This window comes from Shewanella sp. KX20019 (assembly GCF_016757755.1).
GTDB lineage: Bacteria > Pseudomonadota > Gammaproteobacteria > Enterobacterales > Shewanellaceae > Shewanella.
In genome coordinates, this window is record NZ_CP068437.1 from 1,819,072 (window position 1) to 1,841,358 (window position 22,287).

Genomic DNA, 22,287 nt, shown 5'->3' on the forward strand with positions numbered 1-22,287 from the left:
GGCTAAAAGAAGGGGTGGTTGGTCACTCCTTTTTGACATTTGTCAAAAACTTGTCGCTGCTAAATTAGTGACTGCTGAGTTTTTAAGCAAAACGGATCCAGTTTCTCATAAAGTTCATCGGAGGCTTGCTTATGGCGAGCCGATAATACACTATTCAATTTGGTAGTGAATTTGATAAGATTTCTTTGAAAGAAGCTATCGGCTTGAAATAAGCAACGAACACTAATAATTAATGCGCTGATACATATAAGCCTAACGGCCTTCGGAATGATGCAAACAGATCAACGAATTTTACTTGTGGGTAACCAGTCAGAGCGAATTAATCGCTTGTCATGTGTCTTTGAGTTTTTAGGTGAGCAAGTCGAGTTAATCGGTTTCGATAAACTTGAACTGCATACTAAACAAACGCGTTTTCGCGCGGTTGTTTTACCTGCTGAAAACCAATCAAAAGAACTTATCCAGTCTTTGGCTGGAGCACTTCCGTGGCAGCCTTTTTTGCTGTTGGGTGAAGTCGATAGCTTGAAAGCATCGAATATTCTTGGCTGTATCGAAGAACCACTAAATTATCCTCAGCTCACTGAGTTACTTCACTTCTGCCAAGTCTATGGTCAAGTGAAGCGTCCTGATGTGCCCACGAGTGCCAATCAAACTAAACTATTTCGTAGTCTAGTCGGCAGAAGTGAAGGTATCGCCAGCGTGCGCCACCTCATAAGCCAGGTTGCCAGTTCTGAAGCCACAGTGTTAATCCTTGGGCAATCAGGTACCGGTAAAGAGGTTGTTGCACGAAATATTCATTATATTTCAGAGCGCCGTGATGGTCCGTTTATTCCTGTGAACTGTGGTGCAATACCTGCCGAGTTATTAGAAAGCGAACTGTTTGGCCACGAAAAAGGTTCATTTACCGGTGCAATAAGTGCCCGTAAAGGTCGATTTGAATTAGCAGAAAAAGGCACACTGTTTCTTGATGAAATAGGCGATATGCCACTGCAAATGCAGGTTAAGCTACTGCGTGTATTGCAAGAACGTATGTTTGAACGTGTTGGTGGTAGCAAGTCTATTGCAGCTGACGTGAGAGTCGTTGCGGCGACACACAGAAATCTCGAAACCATGATTGAAGAGGGCGGCTTTAGAGAGGATCTCTATTACCGCTTGAATGTTTTTCCAATAGAGATGCCAGCTTTGTGTGAACGCAAAGAAGATATCCCATTATTATTGCAAGAACTGGTTAGCCGAGTTTATAACGAAGGCCGCGGTCGAGTTCGTTTTACGCAAAGAGCTATCGAGTCGCTTAAAGAGCATGCATGGTCTGGCAACGTTCGTGAGTTATCTAACTTAGTAGAACGCTTAACCATTTTATACCCTGGTGGGTTGGTTGATGTTAATGACTTACCCGTTAAGTATCGTCATATCGATGTGCCAGAATATTGCATAGAAGTCAGTGAAGAGGAGCTCGAGCGTGATGCGCTAGCCTCCATCTTTAATGATGACGAGCCAATAGAGATCCCAGAGTCTCGCTTCCCAAGTGAGTTACCTCCTGAAGGTGTAAACCTTAAAGATCTGCTAGCAGAACTTGAAATCGACATGATTAGACAAGCGTTGGACCAACAAGACAGTGTGGTCGCTCGTGCAGCGGAAATGCTCGGTATTCGCCGTACAACGCTAGTAGAAAAGATGCGTAAATATGGTTTAGGGAAAGACTAGTTTTACACTAATACTTTCTGTAGAAAAAATGTGACACTTCTGGTGTCGCATTTTTTTTGCGCTAATTTTGTGTAGTTCTTAGGGAACGTAGGCATTAGGCTCGAGGTATTCGCTACTAGACGCTAGATACTAGGCTCGAGACGCTAGGTTCTAGCAAAGACGGTAAAGTCTTAGATGCACGGCCTACGGAACGCTTCGCTTAACGTAAAAACTAGAAAAGAGCAAAGCGACGGCATAAATGCCGACCTACAAAAGATAATCGTAAACACCAACATAAGTATTACAACACTGCTGTAGGTTGGGCTTTAGCCCATCAATCATTGCAATCGACCATGCTAACCGACCGCATAAATGCCGAGCTATTTTAAAAGAAGGTGCTAGCAAAACATCAAATCAACATCAAAAGCCGAATGGTGTTTTCTGTTGATCTCCTAGCAGTGAGCTGGCGAACGTCCTAATCGCGAAGCGTCCTCGCAATGGCGAAGCCATGATCTAAGGCCTATGTTCTTATTGTGGCACGAAACCTGCTTTATCCCGGCAAATGCAGTTTTTTTGACGGAGTCATTATGTCCGCGATCCCCCAACCCAAATTAGATGCGCTTATCGCTAATCGTCCGCAATTGGTCGATGTACAGCAAGCGGCAAATATGTCCAACCGTATGGAGCATATTTTGCAGGCGATGCCGTCGGGTGTAGTGATCATTAATGGCGACGGTATAGTGACTGATGCAAACCCGGTCGCGATAGAGTTGCTCGGCGGACCGCTTGAAGGGCTGCGCTGGTTTAAAGTGATCAATCAGGCTTTTTCACCGAAAGATGATGATGGTCATGAGGTGTCACTGCGTAATGGCCGCCGCGTTAAGCTGGCGATAACGCCATTAACACCAGAGCCGGGACAGTTAATTGTATTAACGGATTTGACTGAAACCCGTTTACTGCAAAAGAATTTATCACATCTGCAAAGGTTGTCAGCGTTAGGGAAAATGGTGGCCACACTGGCACACCAAGTGCGTACGCCACTGAGCGCAGCGTTGTTGTATGCCTCCAATCTTGCCAGCCCTAAAATATCAGATACTGCTAGAAAGCGTTTTCAAGGCAAGTTGGTCGATAGACTCAATGAGCTGGAGCATCAAGTAAATGACATGCTGCTAATGGCTAAAGGTCGCCAGCAGGAGCTGGATGTTATCGTCTCTATTGAAGAGGTTATCGATAGTGTGCTCAATAACTGTGAACCCATTTCGGCGCAAAAAGGCTGCCAACTTAGTTTTGATAATCAGTCAACTCAGCGTATTCGAGCCAATGACTCGGCGCTAAGTTCTGCAATAAATAATCTAGTGGTTAATAGTATTGAAGCGGGCGCAACACAGATAGAGATTAAGGCCTATGATACTGCCACCGCGTTGCATGTGGATGTGATAGATAACGGTAAAGGGTTAGATGCTGATATGCAGCTACAAGTGCTTGAACCCTTCTTTACCACTAAATCCCAAGGCACAGGCCTCGGACTCGCAGTAGTGCAATCGGTGGTGAACAATCATGGTGGTCTTATGCAGTTTAGTTGTCATGTTGGCGAAGGGTGTACCGCCTCGCTTAAATTCCCTCTAGTGACTCAGCAAGAGTTCACTGACACCATCGGCGGAGCATAAGCGCATGTCTGAAGGTAAATTACTATTAGTTGAAGATGATGCATCATTACGCGAAGCGCTATTAGACACACTTATGCTGGCGCAATATGAGTGCGTTGATGTTGGCTCGGCTGAAGCGGCTATTTTAGCGTTAAAAAATGACTCTTTTGATATGGTGATAAGTGATGTGCAAATGGAGGGGGTTGGCGGTCTAGGGCTGCTCAATTACCTGCAACAGCATCATCCTAAAATACCTATGTTATTGATGACGGCGTATGCGACCATCGATAATGCGGTTAACGCGATGAAGCTCGGTGCTGTCGATTATTTAGCAAAGCCATTTTCGCCAGAGGTACTTCTTAACCAGGTATCACGATACCTGCCAGCCAAAACAACGACAGGCAACCCCGTCGTTGCAGATGAAAAGAGTTTAGCGTTATTGGCTTTGGCGCAGCGAGTGGCGGTATCTGATGCATCGGTGATGATCATGGGCCCTAGTGGCAGCGGTAAAGAGGTATTAGCACGCTATATTCATCAACACAGTCATCGTGCAGCAGAGCCCTTTGTGGCGATAAACTGCGCCGCCATCCCTGAAAATATGCTCGAAGCGACACTGTTTGGTTATGAGAAAGGCGCCTTTACCGGTGCTTATCAAGCCTGCCCTGGCAAATTTGAACAAGCCCAAGGCGGTACGTTACTGCTTGATGAGATTTCAGAGATGGAAGTAGGCTTACAAGCTAAGTTACTGCGGGTACTGCAAGAGCGTGAAGTGGAGCGATTAGGTGGCCGTAAAACCATTAAACTGAATGTACGGGTATTAGCCACTTCAAATCGCGACTTAAAAGCGATGGCAGTATCGGGAGAGTTTAGAGAAGATCTTTATTATCGCATCAACGTGTTTCCATTAACGTGGCCAGCGCTAAATCAACGTCCAGCAGACATTTTGCCTTTAGCGAGGCACTTGATTAATAAACACTCTTTAGCGATGAATAAAACAGAAGTGCCGCTATTGGCTGAATGTGCTTCACGCCGCTTATTAACCCATCGTTGGCCGGGCAATGTACGTGAACTCGATAACGTCGTCCAGCGAGCGCTTATTCTAAGTGTTTCAAGCGAAATAACGGCAGCTGATATTATTATCGATTCTTGTGACATTCAACTGGCAGCTGAAGCGGTAACTGTTGAAGAGGATAAGTCAGCAGAACTTGATGGTTTAGGCTATGAGCTTAAAGCGCAGGAACATGTGATTATTTTAGAAACCTTGACTCAATGTAATGGTAGTCGTAAAGCTGTCGCCGAAAAGCTGGGGATCAGTGCCCGCACCTTACGTTATAAAATGGCAAAGATGCGCGACTCAGGAATTCAAATACCGGCTTAGCACATAAGAGGACGCTGCGCTTCGAGAGCGGCCTCCGGACTAATGGGTCCTAGGTACTAGGAAAAAGAAGCTAGGAGAATGTATTTACGCATGGTTTGTCATGTCAAACATGCACCTATCTAAAAGCTGAGAAGGTACTAGGACGTTCGCCAGCTCACTGCTAGGAAATCAAACAGAAAACACCATTTGGCTTTTGATGTTGATTTTATGCTTTGCTAGCACCTTCTTTTAAAGTAGGTCGGCATTTATGCCGTCGGTTAGCATGGTCGATTGCAATGATTGATGGGCTAAAGCCCAACCTACAGCAGTGTTGTAATGCTTATGTTGGTATTTACGATTATCTTTTGTAGGTCGGCATTTATGCCGTCGCTTTGTTCTTTTCTAGTTTTTACCGTCTTTGCTAGAACCTAGAACCTAGAACCTAGAACCTAGAACCTAGAACCTACCTTTCCGCATTCTGGCACGATTTCTGCTTTAACTCATTCAATATAAGTTTTTCGTCAAGAAAACGACATTGGGAGATAGTTATGCAAATCGGCGCTAATTCTTTACTGCAAGAGATGCAGTCACTTAACGGCCAAATTAGTACTCAAGGGATCCAAACCGGTATCGCTCGCCAAGTAAATAACACTTCTGGTGCGGATTTTGGACAACTTCTCTCTCAAGCTGTTGGAAATGTGAGCGAACTTCAGTCAAATGCAGCTAATTTGGCCACTCGCCTTGATATGGGCGACACCACAGTGACATTATCTGATACCGTGATTGCGCGTGAGAAGTCTAGCGTAGCTTTTGAAGCAACAGTGCAGGTCCGCAATAAGCTGGTAGAGGCTTATAAAGACATTATGAGTATGCCTGTTTAGGCTTTAATCACTAACAACAGGTAGCAATTGTGAGTACAGAAATGGTCGTAGGAACAGGTTCAAGTGTCGCTGCCAGTGGGCAGTCTGGTGGTGTTCAAGAGGAACACAAACCTGGCGTGATGGGCTCTCTCGGTAATATTGATATGTTACGCCAAGTGACAATGATATTGGCGTTGGCTATCTGCTTGGCATTGGCTGTTTTTGTGATGATTTGGGCGCAAGAGCCAGAATATCGCCCTTTGGGGCAAATGAGTACCCAAGAGATGGTGCAGGTACTCGATGAACTTGATAAGAATAAAATTAAATACCAGATCCAAGGCGATGTGGTTAAAGTCGCTGAAGACAAATATCAAGAAGTAAAGATGATGCTAAGCCGAGCAGGTTTAGATCAAGCGGCTGCAAATGACGACTATTTAAGTAAAGACAGCGGCTTTGGTGTTAGCCAGCGAATGGAACAAGCTCGCCTTAAACACAGCCAAGAGCAAAACTTGGCAAGAACTATTGAAGAGTTAAAAAGTGTTAGCCGCGCTAAAGTTATCTTAGCGTTACCAAAAGAGAATGTTTTTGCGCGCAATCGCTCAAAGCCGAGCGCAACAGTGGTCGTCAATGTTAGACGTGGCGGTCTTGGCCAAGAAGCGGTCGATTCGATTGTTGATATTGTGGCCTCAGCAGTGCATAACTTAGAACCGAATAAAGTCACCGTGACAGACTCAAATGGCCGTCTACTTAACTCTGGTAGTCAAGATGGTGTCTCCGCTATCGCCCGTCGCGAGCTCGAAATCGTGCAGCAAAAAGAGTCTGAATATCGTAACAAGGTTGAGTCTATTTTGATGCCCATTTTAGGGCCTGAGAATTTCACCTCTCAAGTTGACGTTAGCATGGACTTTACCGCTGTAGAGCAAACTGCCAAGCGTTATAACCCCGATCTGCCCGCACTCCGTAGTGAGATGGTTGTTGAAAATAACTCAAACGGCAGTACGAGTGGTGGTATTCCTGGAGCGTTATCGAACCAGCCGCCAATGGATGCAGATATTCCACAAGAGGTTGGTGCTGAGTCGACAACCCTTAGCTCTGGCAATAGTCATAAAGAAGCGACCCGAAACTATGAGCTCAATGAAACCATAAGCCATACCCGTCAGCAAGTTGGCACCTTAAGACGCGTGAGTGTGTCAGTTGCCGTTGATTTCAAGAACGCCCCAGTTGCTGAAGATGGCAGTGTTACCAGAGTGCCTCGTACCGAACAGGAACTGACTAACATTCGCCGCTTGCTCGAAGGCGCTGTAGGTTTTAATACTCAACGTGGTGACATGATCGAAGTCGTCACTGTGCCGTTTATGGATCAGCTCATTGAAGATGCTCCTGCTCCTGAAGTTTGGGAGCAACCTTGGTTCTGGCGTGGGGTTAAATTAGGGCTCGGCACGTTAGTTGCGTTAGTTATAGTGATTTTTGTTATCAGCCCGATGCTGAAACGAATTGTTTACCCTGATAGCACCAAAATGCCTGACGAGCCAAAAGTGGGCGATGAACTTGCCGAGATTGAAGATCAGTATGCTGCCGATACATTAGGCATGCTCGAGCGGCCCGAAGCTGAATATAGTTATGCTGATGATGGGTCTATTTTAATTCCCGATCTGCATAAAGATGATGACATGATTAAAGCCATCCGCGCCATTGTCGCGAATGAACCTGAACTATCGACTCAAGTCGTGAAAAATTGGTTACTAGACGATGAAAAATAATGTTAGCCCAGAGGTGCAAGCAGTTGCACCTGCTGCCGGCTTTAAAGTTGAAGATCTGACCGGTATTGAAAAAACCGCTATTTTGCTGTTAAGTTTAAGCGAAAGTGATGCCGCCTCTATCTTGAAGCACCTTGAGCCGAAGCAGGTACAAAAGGTGGGCATGGCCATGGCTGCGATGCAAGACTTTGGTCAAGATAAGGTCATCGGCGTACATAAAGTATTTTTAGATGAGATCCAAAAGTACTCCTCTATCGGCTTTAACAGTGAAGAGTTTGTTCGCAAGGCGCTAACCGCGGCGTTGGGTGAAGACAAAGCTGGTAATCTTATCGAACAGATTATTATGGGCAGCGGAGCTAAGGGGCTAGATTCTCTTAAGTGGATGGACGCGCGTCAAGTGGCGACCATTATCCAAAACGAGCATCCACAAATTCAAACCATTGTGTTGTCTTATCTTGAGCCCGACCAAGCGGCAGAGATCTTTGCCCAGTTCCCAGAGAATACTCGTTTGGACTTGATGATGCGAATTGCCAACCTTGAAGAGGTGCAACCTGCAGCGCTGCAAGAGCTTAACGATATCATGGAGAAACAGTTTGCCGGCCAAGGTGGCGCGCAAGCCGCTAAGATGGGTGGTCTTAAAGCTGCCGCTAATATCATGAACTACCTCGATACTGGCGTTGAAAGTCACCTGATGGAAACCATGCGCGAATCTGACGAAGAGATGGCGCAGCAGATCCAAGATCTAATGTTTGTCTTCGAAAACCTCAGTGATGTTGATGATATGGGTATTCAGGTACTTCTGAGAGAAGTTCAGCAAGATGTGTTGATGAAGGCGCTAAAAGGTGCTGACGATCAACTCAAAGAAAAGTTATTGAGCAATATGTCTAAACGCGCCGCTGAACTACTACGTGATGATTTAGAGGCAATGGGCCCCATTAGAATTAGTGAAGTGGAAGTGGCTCAAAAAGAGATCCTCTCTATTGCCCGTCGCCTTAGTGAAAGTGGTGAGTTGATGCTCGGCGGTGGTAGCGGTGAAGAGTTCTTATAATGGCTGATGCAAAAGAGCCCAAAGGGGTAACGGTAAATACCACTGATGAATTTGGTCATTGGGAACTTCCCGATATTACCGAAGAGGTTGATAGCTCTTCGCTGAATATGTTTGGCCGTCATGGCTTGCATGTTGAGGTTGAAGATGAGAATGAAGCGGAGGCTATTTTACCGCCGACGCTGACAGAGATTGAAGATATCCGCGCTCATGCTGAGCAAGAAGGTTTTGTACAGGGGCAAGAGAGTGGCCATGCCGAAGGGCTGGAAAAAGGTCGTTTGCAGGGGCTGGAACAAGGCCATACAGAAGGCTTTGAGCAGGGAAAAGAACAAGGGGTTGAAGCGGGACTACAAGCATCCGCTGAGATGCTGCAACGCTTCGAAACACTGCTGAGTCAATTTGAGCAACCGTTGAGTATCTTAGATACTGAAATTGAAAAAGAGCTTTTGTCGACAGCAATGAGTCTGGCCAAAGCCGTGATTGGGCATGAGCTTAAGACCCACCCAGAACATATTCTAAGCGCCCTGCGTCAAGGTGTTGACTCTCTACCGATTAAAGAACAAAAAGTGAATGTTAGACTGTCACCAGACGACGAATCGTTAGTTAGCAGTTTATACACAGCCGCCCAATTGGAGCGTAATCGCTGGGATATTGAAGCCGACCCAAGCTTGTCGGCTGGTGATTGCATCATCAATAGTGGCCGCAGCCATATTGATATGACCGTAGATACCCGTATCCAACATGTCTTTTTTGAGTTGGAAAAAAGCCAGCAAGATCTGCTGCAGCTCAAAGAGCAGCAAGAAGAGGCGCTACTCAATCAACGTGAAAGCAATCAACGCCAGAACAATCAATCTACAGCAGCTGAAGAAGCTACTGCTAATGCCGCCGCGGTAGAACCCTCACCAGTAGAGCCTCCAATAACCGAAGGTGAACATGCCGACACGCCAACACCGACTGCGTAGCAAACTGGCGCAGCACCATGAAAAGGTAAACCCTTTTATTGCAGAAGCCAGCGGGCAATTAGTGCGCGTGGTGGGCCTTACGCTCGAAGCTACAGGTTGTCGAGCCTCGGTTGGTAGTCTTTGCTCCATCGAAACCATGTCAGGTGATCTCGTTGCCGAGGTGATAGGTTTTGATGATGAACTACTTTACTTAATGCCAATCGAAGAGTTAAACGGTGTATTGCCTGGCGCTAAAGTGACGCCACTGGGGCAGCAGTCCGGACTGAGTGTTGGTTTAGCATTGTTAGGCCGAGTACTCGATGGTAGCGGCCTGCCAATAGATGGCTTAGGTAATCTACAGACAGATCAAAAAGCGCCCACCCATACAACCGCAATTAACCCCCTAGCGAGGCGTGCGATAAGCGAACCGCTAGATGTTGGTGTGCGCGCAATTAACGCGATGTTGACTGTTGGCAAAGGGCAGCGAATGGGCTTATTCGCAGGCTCTGGTGTCGGTAAGAGTGTGCTGTTGGGCATGATGACTCGCGGCACTACCGCTGACATTATTGTGGTGGGGTTAGTCGGTGAACGTGGCCGAGAAGTTAAAGAGTTTATTGAAGAGATTCTAGGCCCTGAAGGACGAGCGCGCTCGGTTGTCGTGGCAGCGCCAGCAGATACTTCGCCATTGATGCGACTTCGTGCTTGTGAAACCTCGACTCGAATTGCCGAGTACTTTCGTGACATGGGCTATAGCGTACTATTACTTATGGATAGCTTAACCCGTTACGCACAAGCGCAGCGAGAGATAGCCTTGGCTGTGGGTGAACCGCCAGCCACTAAAGGTTATCCGCCTTCAGTATTCGCTAAACTACCGAAACTTGTGGAACGCGCCGGCAACGGTGGCGGCAAGCAGGGCTCTATTACCGCATTTTACACCGTGCTGACAGAGGGTGATGATCTACAAGATCCTATCGCCGATGCATCGCGGGCAATTCTTGATGGCCATATTGTATTATCACGATCACTAGCGGATTCTGGGCACTACCCGGCGATTGATATTGAAGCATCGATTAGCCGTGTCGCGCCGATGGTGATTAGCTCTGAGCATTTAGAAGCTATGCGCCGCGTCAAGCAAGTCTACTCGCTTTATCAACAGAATAAAGATCTGATTTCGATCGGGGCTTATACCCAAGGAAGCGATCCTAAAGTCGATAATGCTATCCGCTTACAACCTGCCATGAATGCGTTTTTACGACAAACGATGAAAGACGCCATTACCTTCGACAGTAGTGCGTTAATGTTGAGCCAATTAGGCGCGCAATGTCATGCTTAGCGCTGAAGAGTAAACTGTAAAATGGCTAAGACAGATCCACTCATTACCGTACTTAAACTCTCCAAAGATGCGGAAGAGCAGGCATCGCTGCAACTGCGTAGTGCTCAATTAGAACTGCAGCGTAGGCAAGCGCAATTAAAAGCGTTGCAGGACTATCGTTTGGATTACATGAAGCAGATGGAGCAGCAGCAGGGTCAACAAATTAGCGCCAGCTACTACCATCAGTTTCACCAGTTTGTGCGCCAAATTGATAACGCGATTGTGCAGCAAGTTAACACGGTTCAGGAAGCGCTGACTCAACAGCAACACCGACAAACCCATTGGCAAGAGAAGCAACAAAAGCGTAAGGCTGTAGAGTTACTGCTGGCTAAGAAAGCTGAAGCAGCTCAACTTGCAGAGCAACGTAAAGAGCAAAAAATGGTCGATGAGTTTGCATCGCAACAGTTTTACCGAAAATCCCGCCGATAGCTTTTCTCTGTCACATTTCTTGGCATCATAATTGCTATGAATGGTTATAGGTGTCAGCTATCAAGCCGATATTTTGACGCCCAATACCGGACCAATACCAGGCTAATACCAAATATTGATAGCCATTTAGTGCTTGTTAAGGCAACGCTGACGGAGAAGTTATGCAGCAGATGACCAATGTTTTACTCAGTAATGCTGATGCCACAAAAAAGTCGACGGCTAACAGCAAGCCAGAAGCGACTGCTGGCGGTGACAATTTCTCTGCTGCCTTAGAAAAAGCCCGCATAAGCGATGCAGCGATAAAAACTGAGCAAACGAATAACCAGGCTATTAAGCAAGGTAACAAGCAGAGCAGTGCCGAAACAACAGCAAACGATTTTAATACTCAAAACACCACAGTTGCACAGTCAAGCGGCAAGACCGGAACTGGAGATGCTAAAGAGTCAGACAACAGCGACGATGTTAGCCAAGTCCTAGCACAGATCAATCTGGCTAATAACTTCCCTATTTATGCAGAGAGTGGAGCTACAATTGCCGCTGACGGCGAAAGCTTGCCGTCAGACGATGAAATGGCTTTAGAGCAAACTGATGAACTGCTGGTTAAAGAGGGCGAGTTATCGACCGCTGCCGCCAACACTGAGTTGTCTGATGAAATATTACAAGCGTTAAGCCTTCAAAGTGGCTTATCGGAACAAGCTCTGCGCGATATGCCAGCAGATGAACTCAAGAGCCTGTTAGCAAAAAGCCAAATACTGGATGCTGATAGTGATGGTGAGCTACTTACTCAGTATGCAGTAACATCGACCTCACAGTCAGTAACATCAACCGATGCAGCCAAAGCACAGGCGGCCAGCGTTGAGTCATTAGCAACAACCAATGCAGCTAGGGCACAGACGGTCAGTGCTGAGTCATTAGTAACAACCAATGCAGCAGCGTTAAATAGCGGCGCAGCTGACTCAAAACAGCTCAATGCTACTCAGACGGGGGCTGAACAGGCTGATTTAGATAATAAAGTTGTTAGCCGTGATATTTTAGGCAAGGAAGCGGCCATGCAAGCTGTCACCTCTCAAGCTAAAGCAAACGACATAGAAAACGGCGCTAGTGCGACTAAATCTGCCGCAGCTAATGCTAACCAGATGGCTGCAGAACAGTTAAAAGGCGCAGAGCTTTCAGTTCGGTTAACGCCAATTAAGATGGGGCTAGAAGCCAATTTAGCCAGTGGCAATGAAGAGTTATCGACACAAGATATTAAAACTGTTTCAGGTCTACAAGCCCACAATTTACATGTTCAGCAAAGTTTGCCCCGTGCGGAGCCGCAGCAAATACAACTTTCACTCAAGCAACATGCCGAGCAAACTACGCAGATGCAGGAGATGATCCAGCGATTCTCTCCGGTGATGAAACAGCAGTTAATGACCATGGTAAGTCAAGGTGTTCAACATGCTGAAATTCGCTTAGATCCGGCTGAACTCGGCAGTATGGTCGTACGTATTCAGGTGCAAGGCGATTCCACACAAGTTCAGTTTCAAGTATCACAACATCAAACTCGCGATCTAGTTGAGCAAGCAATGCCAAGGTTACGCGAAATGCTGGCTGAGCAGGGGATGCAATTAACCGATGGTCAAGTGTCCCAAGGCAACGGTGGCAATGAACAGTCTTTTAACGGTGATGGAGACGGCCAGGGCCGAAGTCACGCAGAAATGGATGAAATTTCAGCAGAAGAGCTGGTTGCTGGCGCAAATGTGGCAACAAGTAGCGCTTCAGGTATAGATTATTATGCATAAGCAGGTAACCTATACCACTATAAGTAATTTTGGCTTAATTGGTTACTCATTAGCCTGTTAAGCAAGAGCATTGAAGCTCCAGTTAGGGAAAGCAGATGGCAGAAGAACAATCATTGGAGCTCGAGGTCAGCAACGAGCCAAAGAGTAAAAAAAAGTTAATCATGTTTGGCGCTATTGCGGCCGTGCTCATCACCATTATCGTTGTGACGTTATGGATGGTATTCAGTGGTGATGCAGCCTCTGATCAGGGAGCCGATGGTCAATCTACGGTTGCGACAGAGACTGTAAACCAGGGAGAAGCCTTTTACGCTGCTATGCCGCGACCTTTTCTGTTTAACTTGCCCGGTAATGGCCGCACTCGACTTGTAGAAATCAAAGTGCAGCTAATGGTGCGCGGCAAGAACGATGACATATTGATTAAAAAGCACATTCCACTGATTGAAGATGCGCTATTGACCACATTTAGTGGCTCTGATGTACAAAAACTCAGCACCCAAGCAGGCAAGGATGAGGTGCGCCTTTTAGCGCTGCTCAATGTGCAAAACACCTTACAGCCCATTATTGGCCGTAAAGTGGTTGAGAAAGTATTATTTACCGGCTTTGTGATGCAGTAAGTTTGCACGGCTTTTTGTAAACCAAACGTTTTTATATAGGCAAAGGCAATATCGTGAGTGATTTATTAAGCCAAGACGAAATTGATGCGCTACTACACGGTGTAGATGACGTTGAAGAGGATATGATCGAAGATGGCGAACTTGACGCCCGCTCTTATGATTTCTCTTCCCAAGACCGTATTGTGCGTGGCCGAATGCCGACGCTTGAAATTGTTAACGAACGTTTTGCTCGTCACTTGCGTATTAGCATGTTTAACATGATGCGCCGAGCGGCAGAAGTGTCGATCAATGGCGTACAGATGCTCAAGTTTGGCGAGTACGTTCATACCTTGTTCGTCCCAACCAGTTTGAACATGGTGCGCTTTAGTCCTTTAAAAGGCACGGCGCTTATTACCATGGAAGCGAGGCTGGTGTTTATCTTGGTCGATAACTTTTTTGGTGGTGATGGACGTTTCCACGCCAAAATTGAAGGCCGAGAATTTACCCCTACAGAGCGCCGTATTGTTCAGCTTCTTCTGAAAATCATTTTTGAAGATTATAAAGAAGCATGGGCACCGGTGATGGAGGTTGAGTTTGATTACCTTGACTCTGAAGTTAACCCAGCGATGGCAAACATTGTTAGCCCGACCGAAGTGGTGGTGGTGAGTTCATTCCATATCGAGGTTGATGGTGGCGGCGGTGATTTCCATATTACCATGCCGTATTCGATGATCGAGCCTATCCGCGAGTTACTCGATGCGGGTGTACAAAGTGATACCCAAGATACAGATATGCGTTGGTCGCAGGCGTTACGAGACGAGATCATGGATGTCGATGTCGGTATTGATGCCACAGTCGTTGAACATAAACTGACTTTGCGTGAAGTGCTGGAGTTTAAAGCGGGCGATGTTATTCCGGTTGAACTACCTGAACATATTATTTTGAAAGTAGAAGATCTTCCCACTTATCGTTGTAAGATGGGTAAAACAAAAGAGAATCTTGCATTAAAGATTTGCGAACAAATTCCTCGACCAGAGACGGTTAAGTCAGAGTTGCAGTTGGTTACGCTTAAAGGCAAGCCACGCGAACGTTCTGAGATATAAGGTGATAAGTTAATGAGTACAGATACAGGTGATGATTGGGCTGCAGCAATGGCTGAGCAAGCAATTGAAGAAGCACAAGCGGTAGAACTCGATGAGTTTAGTAGCGACCCTTCTCAGTTCAGCGAAGCGGAAGCGTCAAAACTGGATGCGATAATGGATATTCCGGTGACCATCTCGATGGAAGTGGGCCGTAGTTTTATCAATATTCGTAACTTACTGCAGTTGAATCAAGGCTCTGTGGTTGAGTTAGATCGCGTTGCAGGCGAACCCTTAGATGTTATGGTCAATGGCACCTTAATCGCCCATGGTGAAGTGGTGGTGGTTAACGACAAATTTGGTATTCGTTTAACCGACGTTATCAGTCAAACTGAGCGGATTAAAAAGCTTAAATAAAAGGATTAGCAATGAGTTTTCAGCTTGTATTAGCTAGTCTTGGTACTGTTGTTGCCACTGCAGAAAAGTCGGCGGCGCCATCAAGTATTGCCACTCTCGCCAGTATGGTCGGAGGGCTAATCGTCGTATTGTTGCTCATTTTTGCCTTAGCTTATATGGTGAAACGACTCAATTTAGTGCCAAGCAGTCAAGGGGTGCTAAAAACACTCGCCGTAACCCCACTCGGGCAAAAAGAAAAGTTGGTATTAGTCGAAGTCGACGGCCAGCAATACTTACTTGGCGTTACCCCGCATCAAGTCAATGTGGTCGATAAACTCACCACTCCGGTACAAATATCTACAGACTCTTTTGCGAGTCGTTTACGTCAAGCGAAGACGTCACAATGATAAAATGGATTATATTAATTGCTGGGCTTGCGCTGGCTTTGCTCTCGCCGACAGCTCTCGCTGAAACGGGTATTTTACCCGCTGTAACAGTATCGACGGGGGCTGACGGCTCCACTCAATATTCAGTAACCATGCAGATTTTGCTGTTGATGACAGCGCTAAGCTTCATTCCTGCCGCAGTCATTATGTTGACCTCATTCACCCGAATTATCGTGGTACTGTCTATTTTGCGACAAGCGATTGGGTTGCAGCAGGCACCGTCGAACCAGATCTTAATCGGCATTAGCATGTTTATGACATTTTTTATTATGTCGCCGGTATTTGATAAAATTTATGAGCAGGCGGTTAAACCCTATATTGAGCAGGGGATGCCGATTGACCAAGCGTTCAATAGCGGTAAAGGCCCGTTGAAAGCATTTATGCTGTCACAAACCCGCTTAACTGATTTAGATACCTTTATAGAAATTTCAGGCTATCAAAACATCAATGAGCCTGAAGATGCGCCGATGAGCGTGATCATTCCCGCTTTTATCACCAGTGAACTGAAGACAGCATTCCAAATTGGCTTTATGTTGTTTGTGCCATTTTTGGTATTAGATCTAGTGGTGGCCAGTATTTTGATGGCGATGGGTATGATGATGCTGTCACCAATGATTGTCTCCTTGCCCTTTAAGATAATGCTTTTTGTATTGGTTGATGGCTGGAGCCTAGTCATGGGCACCTTAGCCAATAGCTTCGGTTTATAGGTAGGCTATGACTCCTGAAACGTTCATTAATATTTTTGATATTTGCCATGAAACGTTAGTAGCCATAGTTTCTCGCTTGTTCATTGGAGGTACGCTATGACTCCTGAAGCACTGATTGATATTTTTCGTGAAGCGCTAGCCGTTATTGTCACCATGGTCTCCATGATCATTGTACCTGGTTTGATTGTCGGTCTGATTGTGGCCGTTTTTCAGGCGGCGACCTCAATTAACGAACAAACACTGAGCTTTTTACCTCGACTACTGACCACGTTATTGGGCTTGATGTTCATGGGGCATTTGCTAGTGCAAACCATGATGGAGTTTTTTCTACAGATGGTGAACATGATCCCGCAGGTTATCGGCTAGTGATACACTGCATGCTGCTACCGCTTAGTGAGCCACTCTATCCGCACAAAGATCCGGTGCTGTAACGATGGATATCTTACTTGATACCATCATGAGCGGAATTGCTGGCTACATGTGGCCACTAACGCGCATATCGAGCATGTTTATGGTGATGGCTGTTTTTGGTGCCAATACCACACCATCTCGAGTCAGATTAATGCTATCACTGGCGGTAACCGCCGCCATAGTGCCTGTTTTACCGCCTATGCCTAATATTGACTTGTTCTCCTTAAGTGCCGTTTTTGTAACGTTTCAGCAGATCATTATTGGTGTGTCGATGGGGTTTGCCACTTTATTGCTAATGCAAACCTTTGTATTAACAGGGCAGATCATTGGAATGCAAACCAGCTTGGGTTTTGCATCAATGATCGATCCCAGTTCCGGTCAACAAACTCCAGTCGTTGCTAACTTCTTCTTACTGCTCACTACATTAATATTTCTCGCTGTAGATGGGCACCTAGTGCTAATAAAAATGGTGGTGGCCAGTTTTGACTCCATTCCTGTGTCGATGGAGGGGCTGAGTCTATCCAGTTACCGCTTGTTCAGCGAATTTGTCGGCTACATGTTTGGTGCAGCATTGACCATGTCATTGTCGGCTATTGTGGCGCTGCTAACCATTAACCTCTCATTTGGGGTAATGACTCGCGCTTCCCCCCAGTTGAACATCTTCTCCATTGGTTTCCCTGTCACCATGGTCAGTGGTCTATTTATTCTATGGCTTACGCTGACGCCGATTATGGCCCATTTTGATGAGGTGTGGCGTGAAACGCAGATCTTGTTGTGTAATGTACTCGAGCTACAGTGTACTTTGGATGGCGGGCTTTAATAATGGCTGAGAATGACAGCAGTCAAGAAAAAACAGAGGAAGCAACCTCCAGGAAGTTGCAACAGGCCAAAGACAAAGGGCAGGTTGCACGTTCCAAAGATTTAGGTACCTCAGCAGTGCTTATTGCGGCTGCGGTCGGCTTAGTGATGACTGGCCCGAGCATTGCTAAGGCGATGCACACCATCATGACTAATTTGTTTACCATGACCCGCGAGGAGATTTTTGACACGCGGCAGATGATGAATATCTGGGGCATGGTCGGTAACGAGTTAGCGGCGCCTTTGTTGGGTTTTATCGCCTTTCTCGCTCTGATAGCTTTCGTGGGCAACATCGCACTTGGTGGCATGTCTTTCTCTGGTAAAGCTTGCATGCCCAAGGGCAGCAAAATGAATCCCGCTAAAGGCTTAAAGCGCATGTTCGGTGTGCAAGCTGTGGTGGAACTGACCAAAGGTATTGCTAAGTTCTCTGTGGTGGCGATAACGGCTTATTCAGTGCTTAACATCTATCTCGATGATATTTTGATGCTGTCGCAGGACCATCTGCCCGGCAATATCTATCATGCACTTGATCTCGTCTCGTGGATTTTCATCTTGCTGTGCGCATCAACATTCTTAATTGTTGCCATCGATGTTCCCTATCAAATTTGGAATCACAGCAAAGAGTTGAAGATGACCAAGCAGGAAGTGAAAGACGAATATAAAGACACCGAAGGTAAACCTGAGGTTAAGGGACGTATCCGTCAGCTACAACAAGAGATGGCTCAGCGACGCATGATGGGGGAGGTGCCCAACGCCGATGTCATTGTGGTTAACCCTGAACATTACGCCGTAGCCGTTAAATATGATGCGGTTAAATCTACCGCGCCTTTTGTGGTGGCTAAAGGGGTAGATGAGGTGGCCTTTAAGATCCGTGAAATAGCCCGCGAGCATGATGTGGCGATTGTGACTGCAGCGCCGTTAGCCCGTGCTATTTACCACACTACCAAAATCGACCAAGAGATCCCCGAAGGGCTATTTACCGCAGTCGCTCAGGTGCTTGCCTATGTATTTCAGCTGCGACAGTTTCAAAAAGGCAAAGGGCGCCGTCCTAACGCTATCCCTACAAAACAGCCTATCCCCGATGAGCTAAAACACTAAACATTAAGTACTGACATTGATCTGCTCAATATAGTTCTTAAGGCGGTTCGTTGATCGCTGTTTGGTATATACCCAACGCCTCTGAACGAGCATTACTCAAGTAAGATGGGTATAAGTTCTCATTGTTTGAATTAGATAGCATAAAAAACAGTCGGTTGTTTAGCTATCCATTCTTTGGTTATCGGTTTCAGGTTATAGTGTCCGACGCTCTACGATGTGAGCAGATTGACCCTGTTGGTTTTGTTACTGATATTAGTATTGGTATTAAATTTGCAGTACAGCTAACAAGCGTCAAAGATTGGACTCAGGGTGAATGGAACTTAAAGCAAGTTTAGGGCAATTAAAACAATTAAAGCCCGCACAATTTAAAGGATTGGGTACCCCAATATTGGTTTTAGCCGCCTTGGCTATGATCACTTTGCCCATGCCTGCCTTTCTGCTGGATATTTTGTTTGCATTTAACATTGCACTCGCCTTGGTTGTGTTACTTGTGGCGATCTATAGTGACCGGCCACTCGATTTTGCTGCCTTTCCTACCGTTCTCCTCATTGCCACACTATTGCGACTAGCACTAAACGTTGCCTCTACTCGGGTGGTGTTACTCGAGGGCCACAATGGTGGTGATGCCGCGGGTAAAGTGATTGAAGCCTTTGGCTCGGTGGTGATTGGTGGTAACTATGCTGTCGGTCTCGTGGTATTTTTAATTCTAATTATCATTAACTTCGCGGTTGTGACCAAGGGTGCTGGTCGTATCTCTGAAGTTAGTGCTCGCTTTACGCTGGATGCAATGCCAGGTAAGCAGATGGCGATTGATGCCGACCTCAATGCCGGTCTGTTAAGTCAAGAAGAAGCACGTACAAGACGCGCTGAAGTGACCCGTGAAGCCGATTTTTATGGTGCGATGGATGGTGCGTCAAAATTTGTAAAGGGTGATGCGATTGCCGGGATATTGATTTTGGTGATCAATATCCTCGGTGGTTTTGTTATTGGTATGGCTCAGCATGGGCTTAGTTTTTCGGATGCCATCGAAATTTATACATTGCTGACCATTGGTGACGGTCTCGTTGCGCAAATTCCTGGTCTTTTGTTGTCAATTGCCGCCGCCTTGATGGTGACTCGCCAGAATGAATCTGGCGATATGGGCGAAATGATGATGAGCCAGATGTTTGACAGCCCCAAAGCGCTTGCCATCGCTGCCGCGGTCATGTTTGTGATGGGCATCGTGCCAGGCATGCCACATTTTGTCTTTATAACGCTTGCTATTGTCGCTGGCGGTTCAGCATATTTTATTAACAAAAAGAAAGGCAAAGACCGCGAGAGAGCGTTGGAGTTGGCTAAATCTGGCCCTGTTGAGAAGCGTGATACTCAACCTAAAGAGTTGAGCTGGGATGATGTTCAACATGTTGACACTATCGGTCTGGAAGTGGGTTATCGTCTAATTCCGCTGGTAGATAAAGGTCAGGGCGGCGAGCTACTTGGCAGAATTAAAGGCGTACGTAAAAAGTTGTCACAAGAGCTAGGTTTCTTAGTCCCAGCGGTGCATATTCGCGACAACCTGGACTTATCACCCAACGCTTACCGCATCTCATTAATGGGCGTATCTTCGGGCGAAGGCGAAATTCGCCATGATTGCGAGCTGGCGATTAACCCAGGGCAGGTGTTTGGCAAGCTTGATGGCATTGAAACCACCGATCCAGCCTTTGGTTTAGAAGCAGTATGGATCGCACCTGAGCTTAGAGAGCATGCGCAGACCTTAGGTTATACGGTAGTCGATTCTGCAACGGTAGTGGCCACTCACATCAGCCAACTGCTCACCAATAATGCGTCTAAGTTGCTAGGTTATGAAGAGGTTCAACAGCTACTTGATATGTTAGCTAAAAACGCGCCCAAGTTGGTTGATGGCTTTATTCCCGATGTTATGCCGCTGGGTACCGTGGTTAAAGTGATGCAAAACTTACTTAACGAAGGTGTGTCGATTAGAGACATGAAGACCATAGTACAAACATTATTAGAGTATGGGCCAAAGAGTGCTGACACCGAAGTGCTTACAGCCGCCGTACGAATAGCGTTAAAGAGAATGATAGTGCAGGAGATCAGCGGACCTGAGTTAGAGATCCCTGTCATTACTTTGGCGCCAGAGTTGGAACAGATGTTGCATCAGTCTATGCAAGCAACGGGAGGCGACGGTCCAAATATAGAACCAAGCCTCGCAGAGCGTATGCAGAAGTCATTGGTTGATGCCACACAGCGCCAAGAAATGGTCGGTCAACCAGCAATATTACTCACATCTGGCATGCTACGTTCAACGTTGTCGAGATTTGTTAAGCATACGATTCCAAATCTGAGGGTGATCTCCTACCAAGAGGTTCCTGATGAAAAACAGATACGCATCGTATCCGCTGTTGGGCAGTAGAGGGCGAATAATTGAAGATTAAGAGATTTTTAGCAAAAGATATGCGCTCGGCCTTAGCCCAAGTTAAAGAAACTTTGGGCTCAGACGCTGTGATCATGTCGAATAAGAAAGTGACTGGCGGAATTGAAATTGTTGCGGCAGTGGATTATGACGACCCAAAACCACAGATCCCAGCCGCAGCGCCGTCACCAGCAGCCTTTACTGACCTTAGCGATGAAAAAGTCACCCTAGGCTCACGTGCCAATGTGAAGACAGAAACTCGCGCTAAAGCAACGCCGGCGCCTGATTCACTACAAGCACTACTTGAGCGCCAACAAAGCCGCCTCAGCCAGCACACACCGGCAACGCGCAGTGACGAGCTCGATATGCCTGAATGGGCAAAAGGATTGCAAGCACAGGTTCCACAAACCAAGCAAGCGGCTAAAGCTGAATTTACGCCTAATAGAGCGCCAGATAGTTTTAGCCCACAAAAGCAAAATAACAGCGCTGAAATGGACGCGATGAAAGAGGAACTGGCGTCCATTCGTAGTTTATTGACTCATCAAGTCAGCACCTTAATGTCTGAGCAAAAGAAACGTATCGACCCCGTTGGAGCAATGTTAGAAAGTAAACTGCTTGAGGCTGAATTTTCACCAGCCATCGCCAAAAAACTGTCAAGTTTGAGCGAGCATTATGACCCGGCAGAGCTTGTTGCTTCCTTGCCACGCAGTTTAGCCAATTTACTCGACAATCAAGGTGACGATATTGTGCGTCAAGGTGGTGTGGTCGCCTTTGTTGGTCCAACAGGGGTGGGAAAAACCACAACAGTTGCCAAATTAGCGGCCAGATTTGCTGCGCATCATGGCTCAGATCAAGTCGCATTGATAACAACCGACCATTATCGCATTGGAGCCTTTGAGCAATTGGCAACTTATGGCAAAATAATGGGGTGTCCAGTTAAGCAGGCTCATGATTTTAATGAGTTAGAACAGATCTTGTATCAGTTTAGGAATCGTAAGTTGGTTTTGATTGATACCGCGGGAATGGGGCAGCGAGACCTACGTTTGTTCCAGCAACTTGATAACTTAACCGCAAATAGCAGAATACCTATCCGTAGTTATCTGGTAATGTCTGCTACAGGTCAGCGTCGAGTACTAGAAGACGCCGTAAAACAGTTTACTCGTATCCCGCTTTCAGGCGCGGTACTGACGAAGTTAGATGAATCAGTGTCATTGGCGCCAGCGCTAAGTGTATTGATTCAAAGTGGGTTACCTTTGAGTTATGTGACGGATGGACAACGCGTTCCTGAAGATATGCAAGTGGCTGACACGTTAGCTTTAGCCAATCGAGCATTAGCCGTGTTAGATAACGAACAATTAGAACCATTACAGAATAGTGAACGGTCACACGAGATGACCTATGCATTTGAGTGAAAA

The 22,287-nt window shown here is 46.4% G+C and carries 21 protein-coding genes; all 21 read left to right on the forward strand.

The window, feature by feature from the left end:
• Nucleotides 1-267: 267 nt before the first annotated feature.
• The 21 genes from JK628_RS07970 to flhF all read left to right on the forward strand — a co-directional run bounded on the left by JK628_RS07970 (nt 268) and on the right by flhF (nt 22,284).
• The gene (locus tag JK628_RS07970) at nt 268-1,701 is read left to right on the forward strand and encodes a sigma-54 dependent transcriptional regulator (protein ID WP_272931649.1); all 1,434 of its coding nucleotides are present in this window, start codon (nt 268-270) and stop codon (nt 1,699-1,701) included.
• Nucleotides 1,702-2,267: 566 nt separating this feature from the next.
• Complete coding sequence (locus tag JK628_RS07975; RefSeq protein WP_202288983.1) at nt 2,268-3,347, forward strand: sensor histidine kinase; 1,080 nt, start codon at nt 2,268-2,270, stop codon at nt 3,345-3,347.
• A gap of 4 nt (nt 3,348-3,351) precedes the next feature.
• Nucleotides 3,352-4,704, forward strand: a complete 1,353-nt coding sequence (locus tag JK628_RS07980) for a sigma-54-dependent transcriptional regulator (protein WP_202288984.1) — start codon at nt 3,352-3,354, stop codon at nt 4,702-4,704.
• A 527-nt stretch (nt 4,705-5,231) separates the two neighbouring features.
• Nucleotides 5,232-5,564 carry a flagellar hook-basal body complex protein FliE gene (gene fliE / locus JK628_RS07985; RefSeq protein WP_202288985.1) on the forward strand — a complete coding sequence of 111 codons (333 nt, stop codon included), beginning with the start codon at nt 5,232-5,234 and terminating at the stop codon, nt 5,562-5,564.
• Nucleotides 5,565-5,605: 41 nt separating this feature from the next.
• Nucleotides 5,606-7,303: a flagellar basal-body MS-ring/collar protein FliF gene (fliF, locus tag JK628_RS07990; protein WP_202289752.1), complete on the forward strand. Its 1,698-nt coding sequence runs from the start codon at nt 5,606-5,608 to the stop codon at nt 7,301-7,303.
• Entirely contained in the window at nt 7,293-8,348 is a 1,056-nt protein-coding gene (gene fliG, locus JK628_RS07995) for a flagellar motor switch protein FliG (protein WP_202288986.1), read from the forward strand. Before fliF ends, fliG begins: the two co-directional genes overlap by 11 nt.
• Complete coding sequence (gene fliH, locus JK628_RS08000) at nt 8,348-9,307, forward strand: flagellar assembly protein FliH (protein ID WP_202288987.1); 960 nt, start codon at nt 8,348-8,350, stop codon at nt 9,305-9,307. Before fliG ends, fliH begins: the two co-directional genes overlap by 1 nt.
• On the forward strand, nt 9,279-10,619 hold the full coding sequence (gene fliI / locus JK628_RS08005; RefSeq protein WP_202288988.1) for a flagellar protein export ATPase FliI: 1,341 nt from the start codon (nt 9,279-9,281) through the stop codon (nt 10,617-10,619). The genes fliH and fliI overlap by 29 nt, the downstream gene beginning before the upstream one ends.
• A 21-nt stretch (nt 10,620-10,640) precedes the next feature.
• On the forward strand, nt 10,641-11,087 hold the full coding sequence (fliJ, locus tag JK628_RS08010; protein ID WP_202288989.1) for a flagellar export protein FliJ: 447 nt from the start codon (nt 10,641-10,643) through the stop codon (nt 11,085-11,087).
• A 161-nt stretch (nt 11,088-11,248) separates the two neighbouring features.
• Entirely contained in the window at nt 11,249-12,871 is a 1,623-nt protein-coding gene (locus JK628_RS08015; RefSeq protein ID WP_202288990.1) for a flagellar hook-length control protein FliK, read from the forward strand.
• A gap of 95 nt (nt 12,872-12,966) precedes the next feature.
• A complete protein-coding gene (gene fliL, locus JK628_RS08020; RefSeq protein WP_202288991.1) occupies nt 12,967-13,485 on the forward strand; it encodes a flagellar basal body-associated protein FliL in 519 nt (172 codons plus the stop codon).
• A gap of 53 nt (nt 13,486-13,538) precedes the next feature.
• The gene (gene fliM, locus JK628_RS08025; RefSeq protein ID WP_202288992.1) at nt 13,539-14,567 is read left to right on the forward strand and encodes a flagellar motor switch protein FliM; all 1,029 of its coding nucleotides are present in this window, start codon (nt 13,539-13,541) and stop codon (nt 14,565-14,567) included.
• A 12-nt stretch (nt 14,568-14,579) separates the two neighbouring features.
• Nucleotides 14,580-14,960, forward strand: coding sequence for a flagellar motor switch protein FliN (fliN, locus tag JK628_RS08030; RefSeq protein ID WP_202288993.1), 381 nt, complete (start codon nt 14,580-14,582; stop codon nt 14,958-14,960).
• Nucleotides 14,961-14,971: 11 nt separating this feature from the next.
• Nucleotides 14,972-15,346, forward strand: a complete 375-nt coding sequence (fliO, locus tag JK628_RS08035; protein WP_202288994.1) for a flagellar biosynthetic protein FliO — start codon at nt 14,972-14,974, stop codon at nt 15,344-15,346.
• Entirely contained in the window at nt 15,343-16,092 is a 750-nt protein-coding gene (gene fliP, locus JK628_RS08040; protein ID WP_202288995.1) for a flagellar type III secretion system pore protein FliP, read from the forward strand. Before fliO ends, fliP begins: the two co-directional genes overlap by 4 nt.
• Before the next feature lie 96 nt (nt 16,093-16,188).
• A complete protein-coding gene (fliQ, locus tag JK628_RS08045) occupies nt 16,189-16,458 on the forward strand; it encodes a flagellar biosynthesis protein FliQ (RefSeq protein ID WP_202288996.1) in 270 nt (89 codons plus the stop codon).
• Nucleotides 16,459-16,525: 67 nt separating this feature from the next.
• Nucleotides 16,526-17,323 carry a flagellar biosynthetic protein FliR gene (gene fliR, locus JK628_RS08050; RefSeq protein ID WP_202288997.1) on the forward strand — a complete coding sequence of 266 codons (798 nt, stop codon included), beginning with the start codon at nt 16,526-16,528 and terminating at the stop codon, nt 17,321-17,323.
• Between the two features lie 2 nt (nt 17,324-17,325).
• Nucleotides 17,326-18,459 carry a flagellar biosynthesis protein FlhB gene (gene flhB, locus JK628_RS08055; RefSeq protein WP_202288998.1) on the forward strand — a complete coding sequence of 378 codons (1,134 nt, stop codon included), beginning with the start codon at nt 17,326-17,328 and terminating at the stop codon, nt 18,457-18,459.
• A 197-nt stretch (nt 18,460-18,656) separates the two neighbouring features.
• Complete coding sequence (locus JK628_RS08060) at nt 18,657-18,794, forward strand: hypothetical protein (protein ID WP_202288999.1); 138 nt, start codon at nt 18,657-18,659, stop codon at nt 18,792-18,794.
• On the forward strand, nt 18,773-20,872 hold the full coding sequence (gene flhA / locus JK628_RS08065; protein WP_202289000.1) for a flagellar biosynthesis protein FlhA: 2,100 nt from the start codon (nt 18,773-18,775) through the stop codon (nt 20,870-20,872). Before JK628_RS08060 ends, flhA begins: the two co-directional genes overlap by 22 nt.
• 11 nt (nt 20,873-20,883) lie before the next feature.
• Nucleotides 20,884-22,284: a flagellar biosynthesis protein FlhF gene (flhF, locus tag JK628_RS08070; RefSeq protein ID WP_202289001.1), complete on the forward strand. Its 1,401-nt coding sequence runs from the start codon at nt 20,884-20,886 to the stop codon at nt 22,282-22,284.
• Nucleotides 22,285-22,287: the final 3 nt, after the last annotated feature.

Bases quoted from the DNA above. Each gene is read 5' to 3' on its own strand.
- fliE (WP_202288985.1), top strand. From the start codon at position 5,232: ATGCAAATCGGCGCTAATTCTTTACTGCAAGAGATGCAGTCACTTAAC.
- JK628_RS07980 (WP_202288984.1), top strand. From the start codon at position 3,352: ATGTCTGAAGGTAAATTACTATTAGTTGAAGATGATGCATCATTACGC.
- fliG (WP_202288986.1), top strand. From the start codon at position 7,293: ATGAAAAATAATGTTAGCCCAGAGGTGCAAGCAGTTGCACCTGCTGCC.
- fliL (WP_202288991.1), top strand. From the start codon at position 12,967: ATGGCAGAAGAACAATCATTGGAGCTCGAGGTCAGCAACGAGCCAAAG.
- flhA (WP_202289000.1), top strand. From the start codon at position 18,773: ATGGAACTTAAAGCAAGTTTAGGGCAATTAAAACAATTAAAGCCCGCA.
- flhB (WP_202288998.1), top strand. From the start codon at position 17,326: ATGGCTGAGAATGACAGCAGTCAAGAAAAAACAGAGGAAGCAACCTCC.
- fliP (WP_202288995.1), top strand. From the start codon at position 15,343: ATGATAAAATGGATTATATTAATTGCTGGGCTTGCGCTGGCTTTGCTC.
- JK628_RS07975 (WP_202288983.1), top strand. From the start codon at position 2,268: ATGTCCGCGATCCCCCAACCCAAATTAGATGCGCTTATCGCTAATCGT.
- fliO (WP_202288994.1), top strand. From the start codon at position 14,972: ATGAGTTTTCAGCTTGTATTAGCTAGTCTTGGTACTGTTGTTGCCACT.
- fliJ (WP_202288989.1), top strand. From the start codon at position 10,641: ATGGCTAAGACAGATCCACTCATTACCGTACTTAAACTCTCCAAAGAT.
- fliH (WP_202288987.1), top strand. From the start codon at position 8,348: ATGGCTGATGCAAAAGAGCCCAAAGGGGTAACGGTAAATACCACTGAT.
- fliF (WP_202289752.1), top strand. From the start codon at position 5,606: ATGGTCGTAGGAACAGGTTCAAGTGTCGCTGCCAGTGGGCAGTCTGGT.
- fliQ (WP_202288996.1), top strand. From the start codon at position 16,189: ATGACTCCTGAAGCACTGATTGATATTTTTCGTGAAGCGCTAGCCGTT.
- fliI (WP_202288988.1), top strand. From the start codon at position 9,279: ATGCCGACACGCCAACACCGACTGCGTAGCAAACTGGCGCAGCACCAT.
- fliR (WP_202288997.1), top strand. From the start codon at position 16,526: ATGGATATCTTACTTGATACCATCATGAGCGGAATTGCTGGCTACATG.
- JK628_RS08015 (WP_202288990.1), top strand. From the start codon at position 11,249: ATGCAGCAGATGACCAATGTTTTACTCAGTAATGCTGATGCCACAAAA.
- fliN (WP_202288993.1), top strand. From the start codon at position 14,580: ATGAGTACAGATACAGGTGATGATTGGGCTGCAGCAATGGCTGAGCAA.
- JK628_RS07970 (WP_272931649.1), top strand. From the start codon at position 268: ATGATGCAAACAGATCAACGAATTTTACTTGTGGGTAACCAGTCAGAG.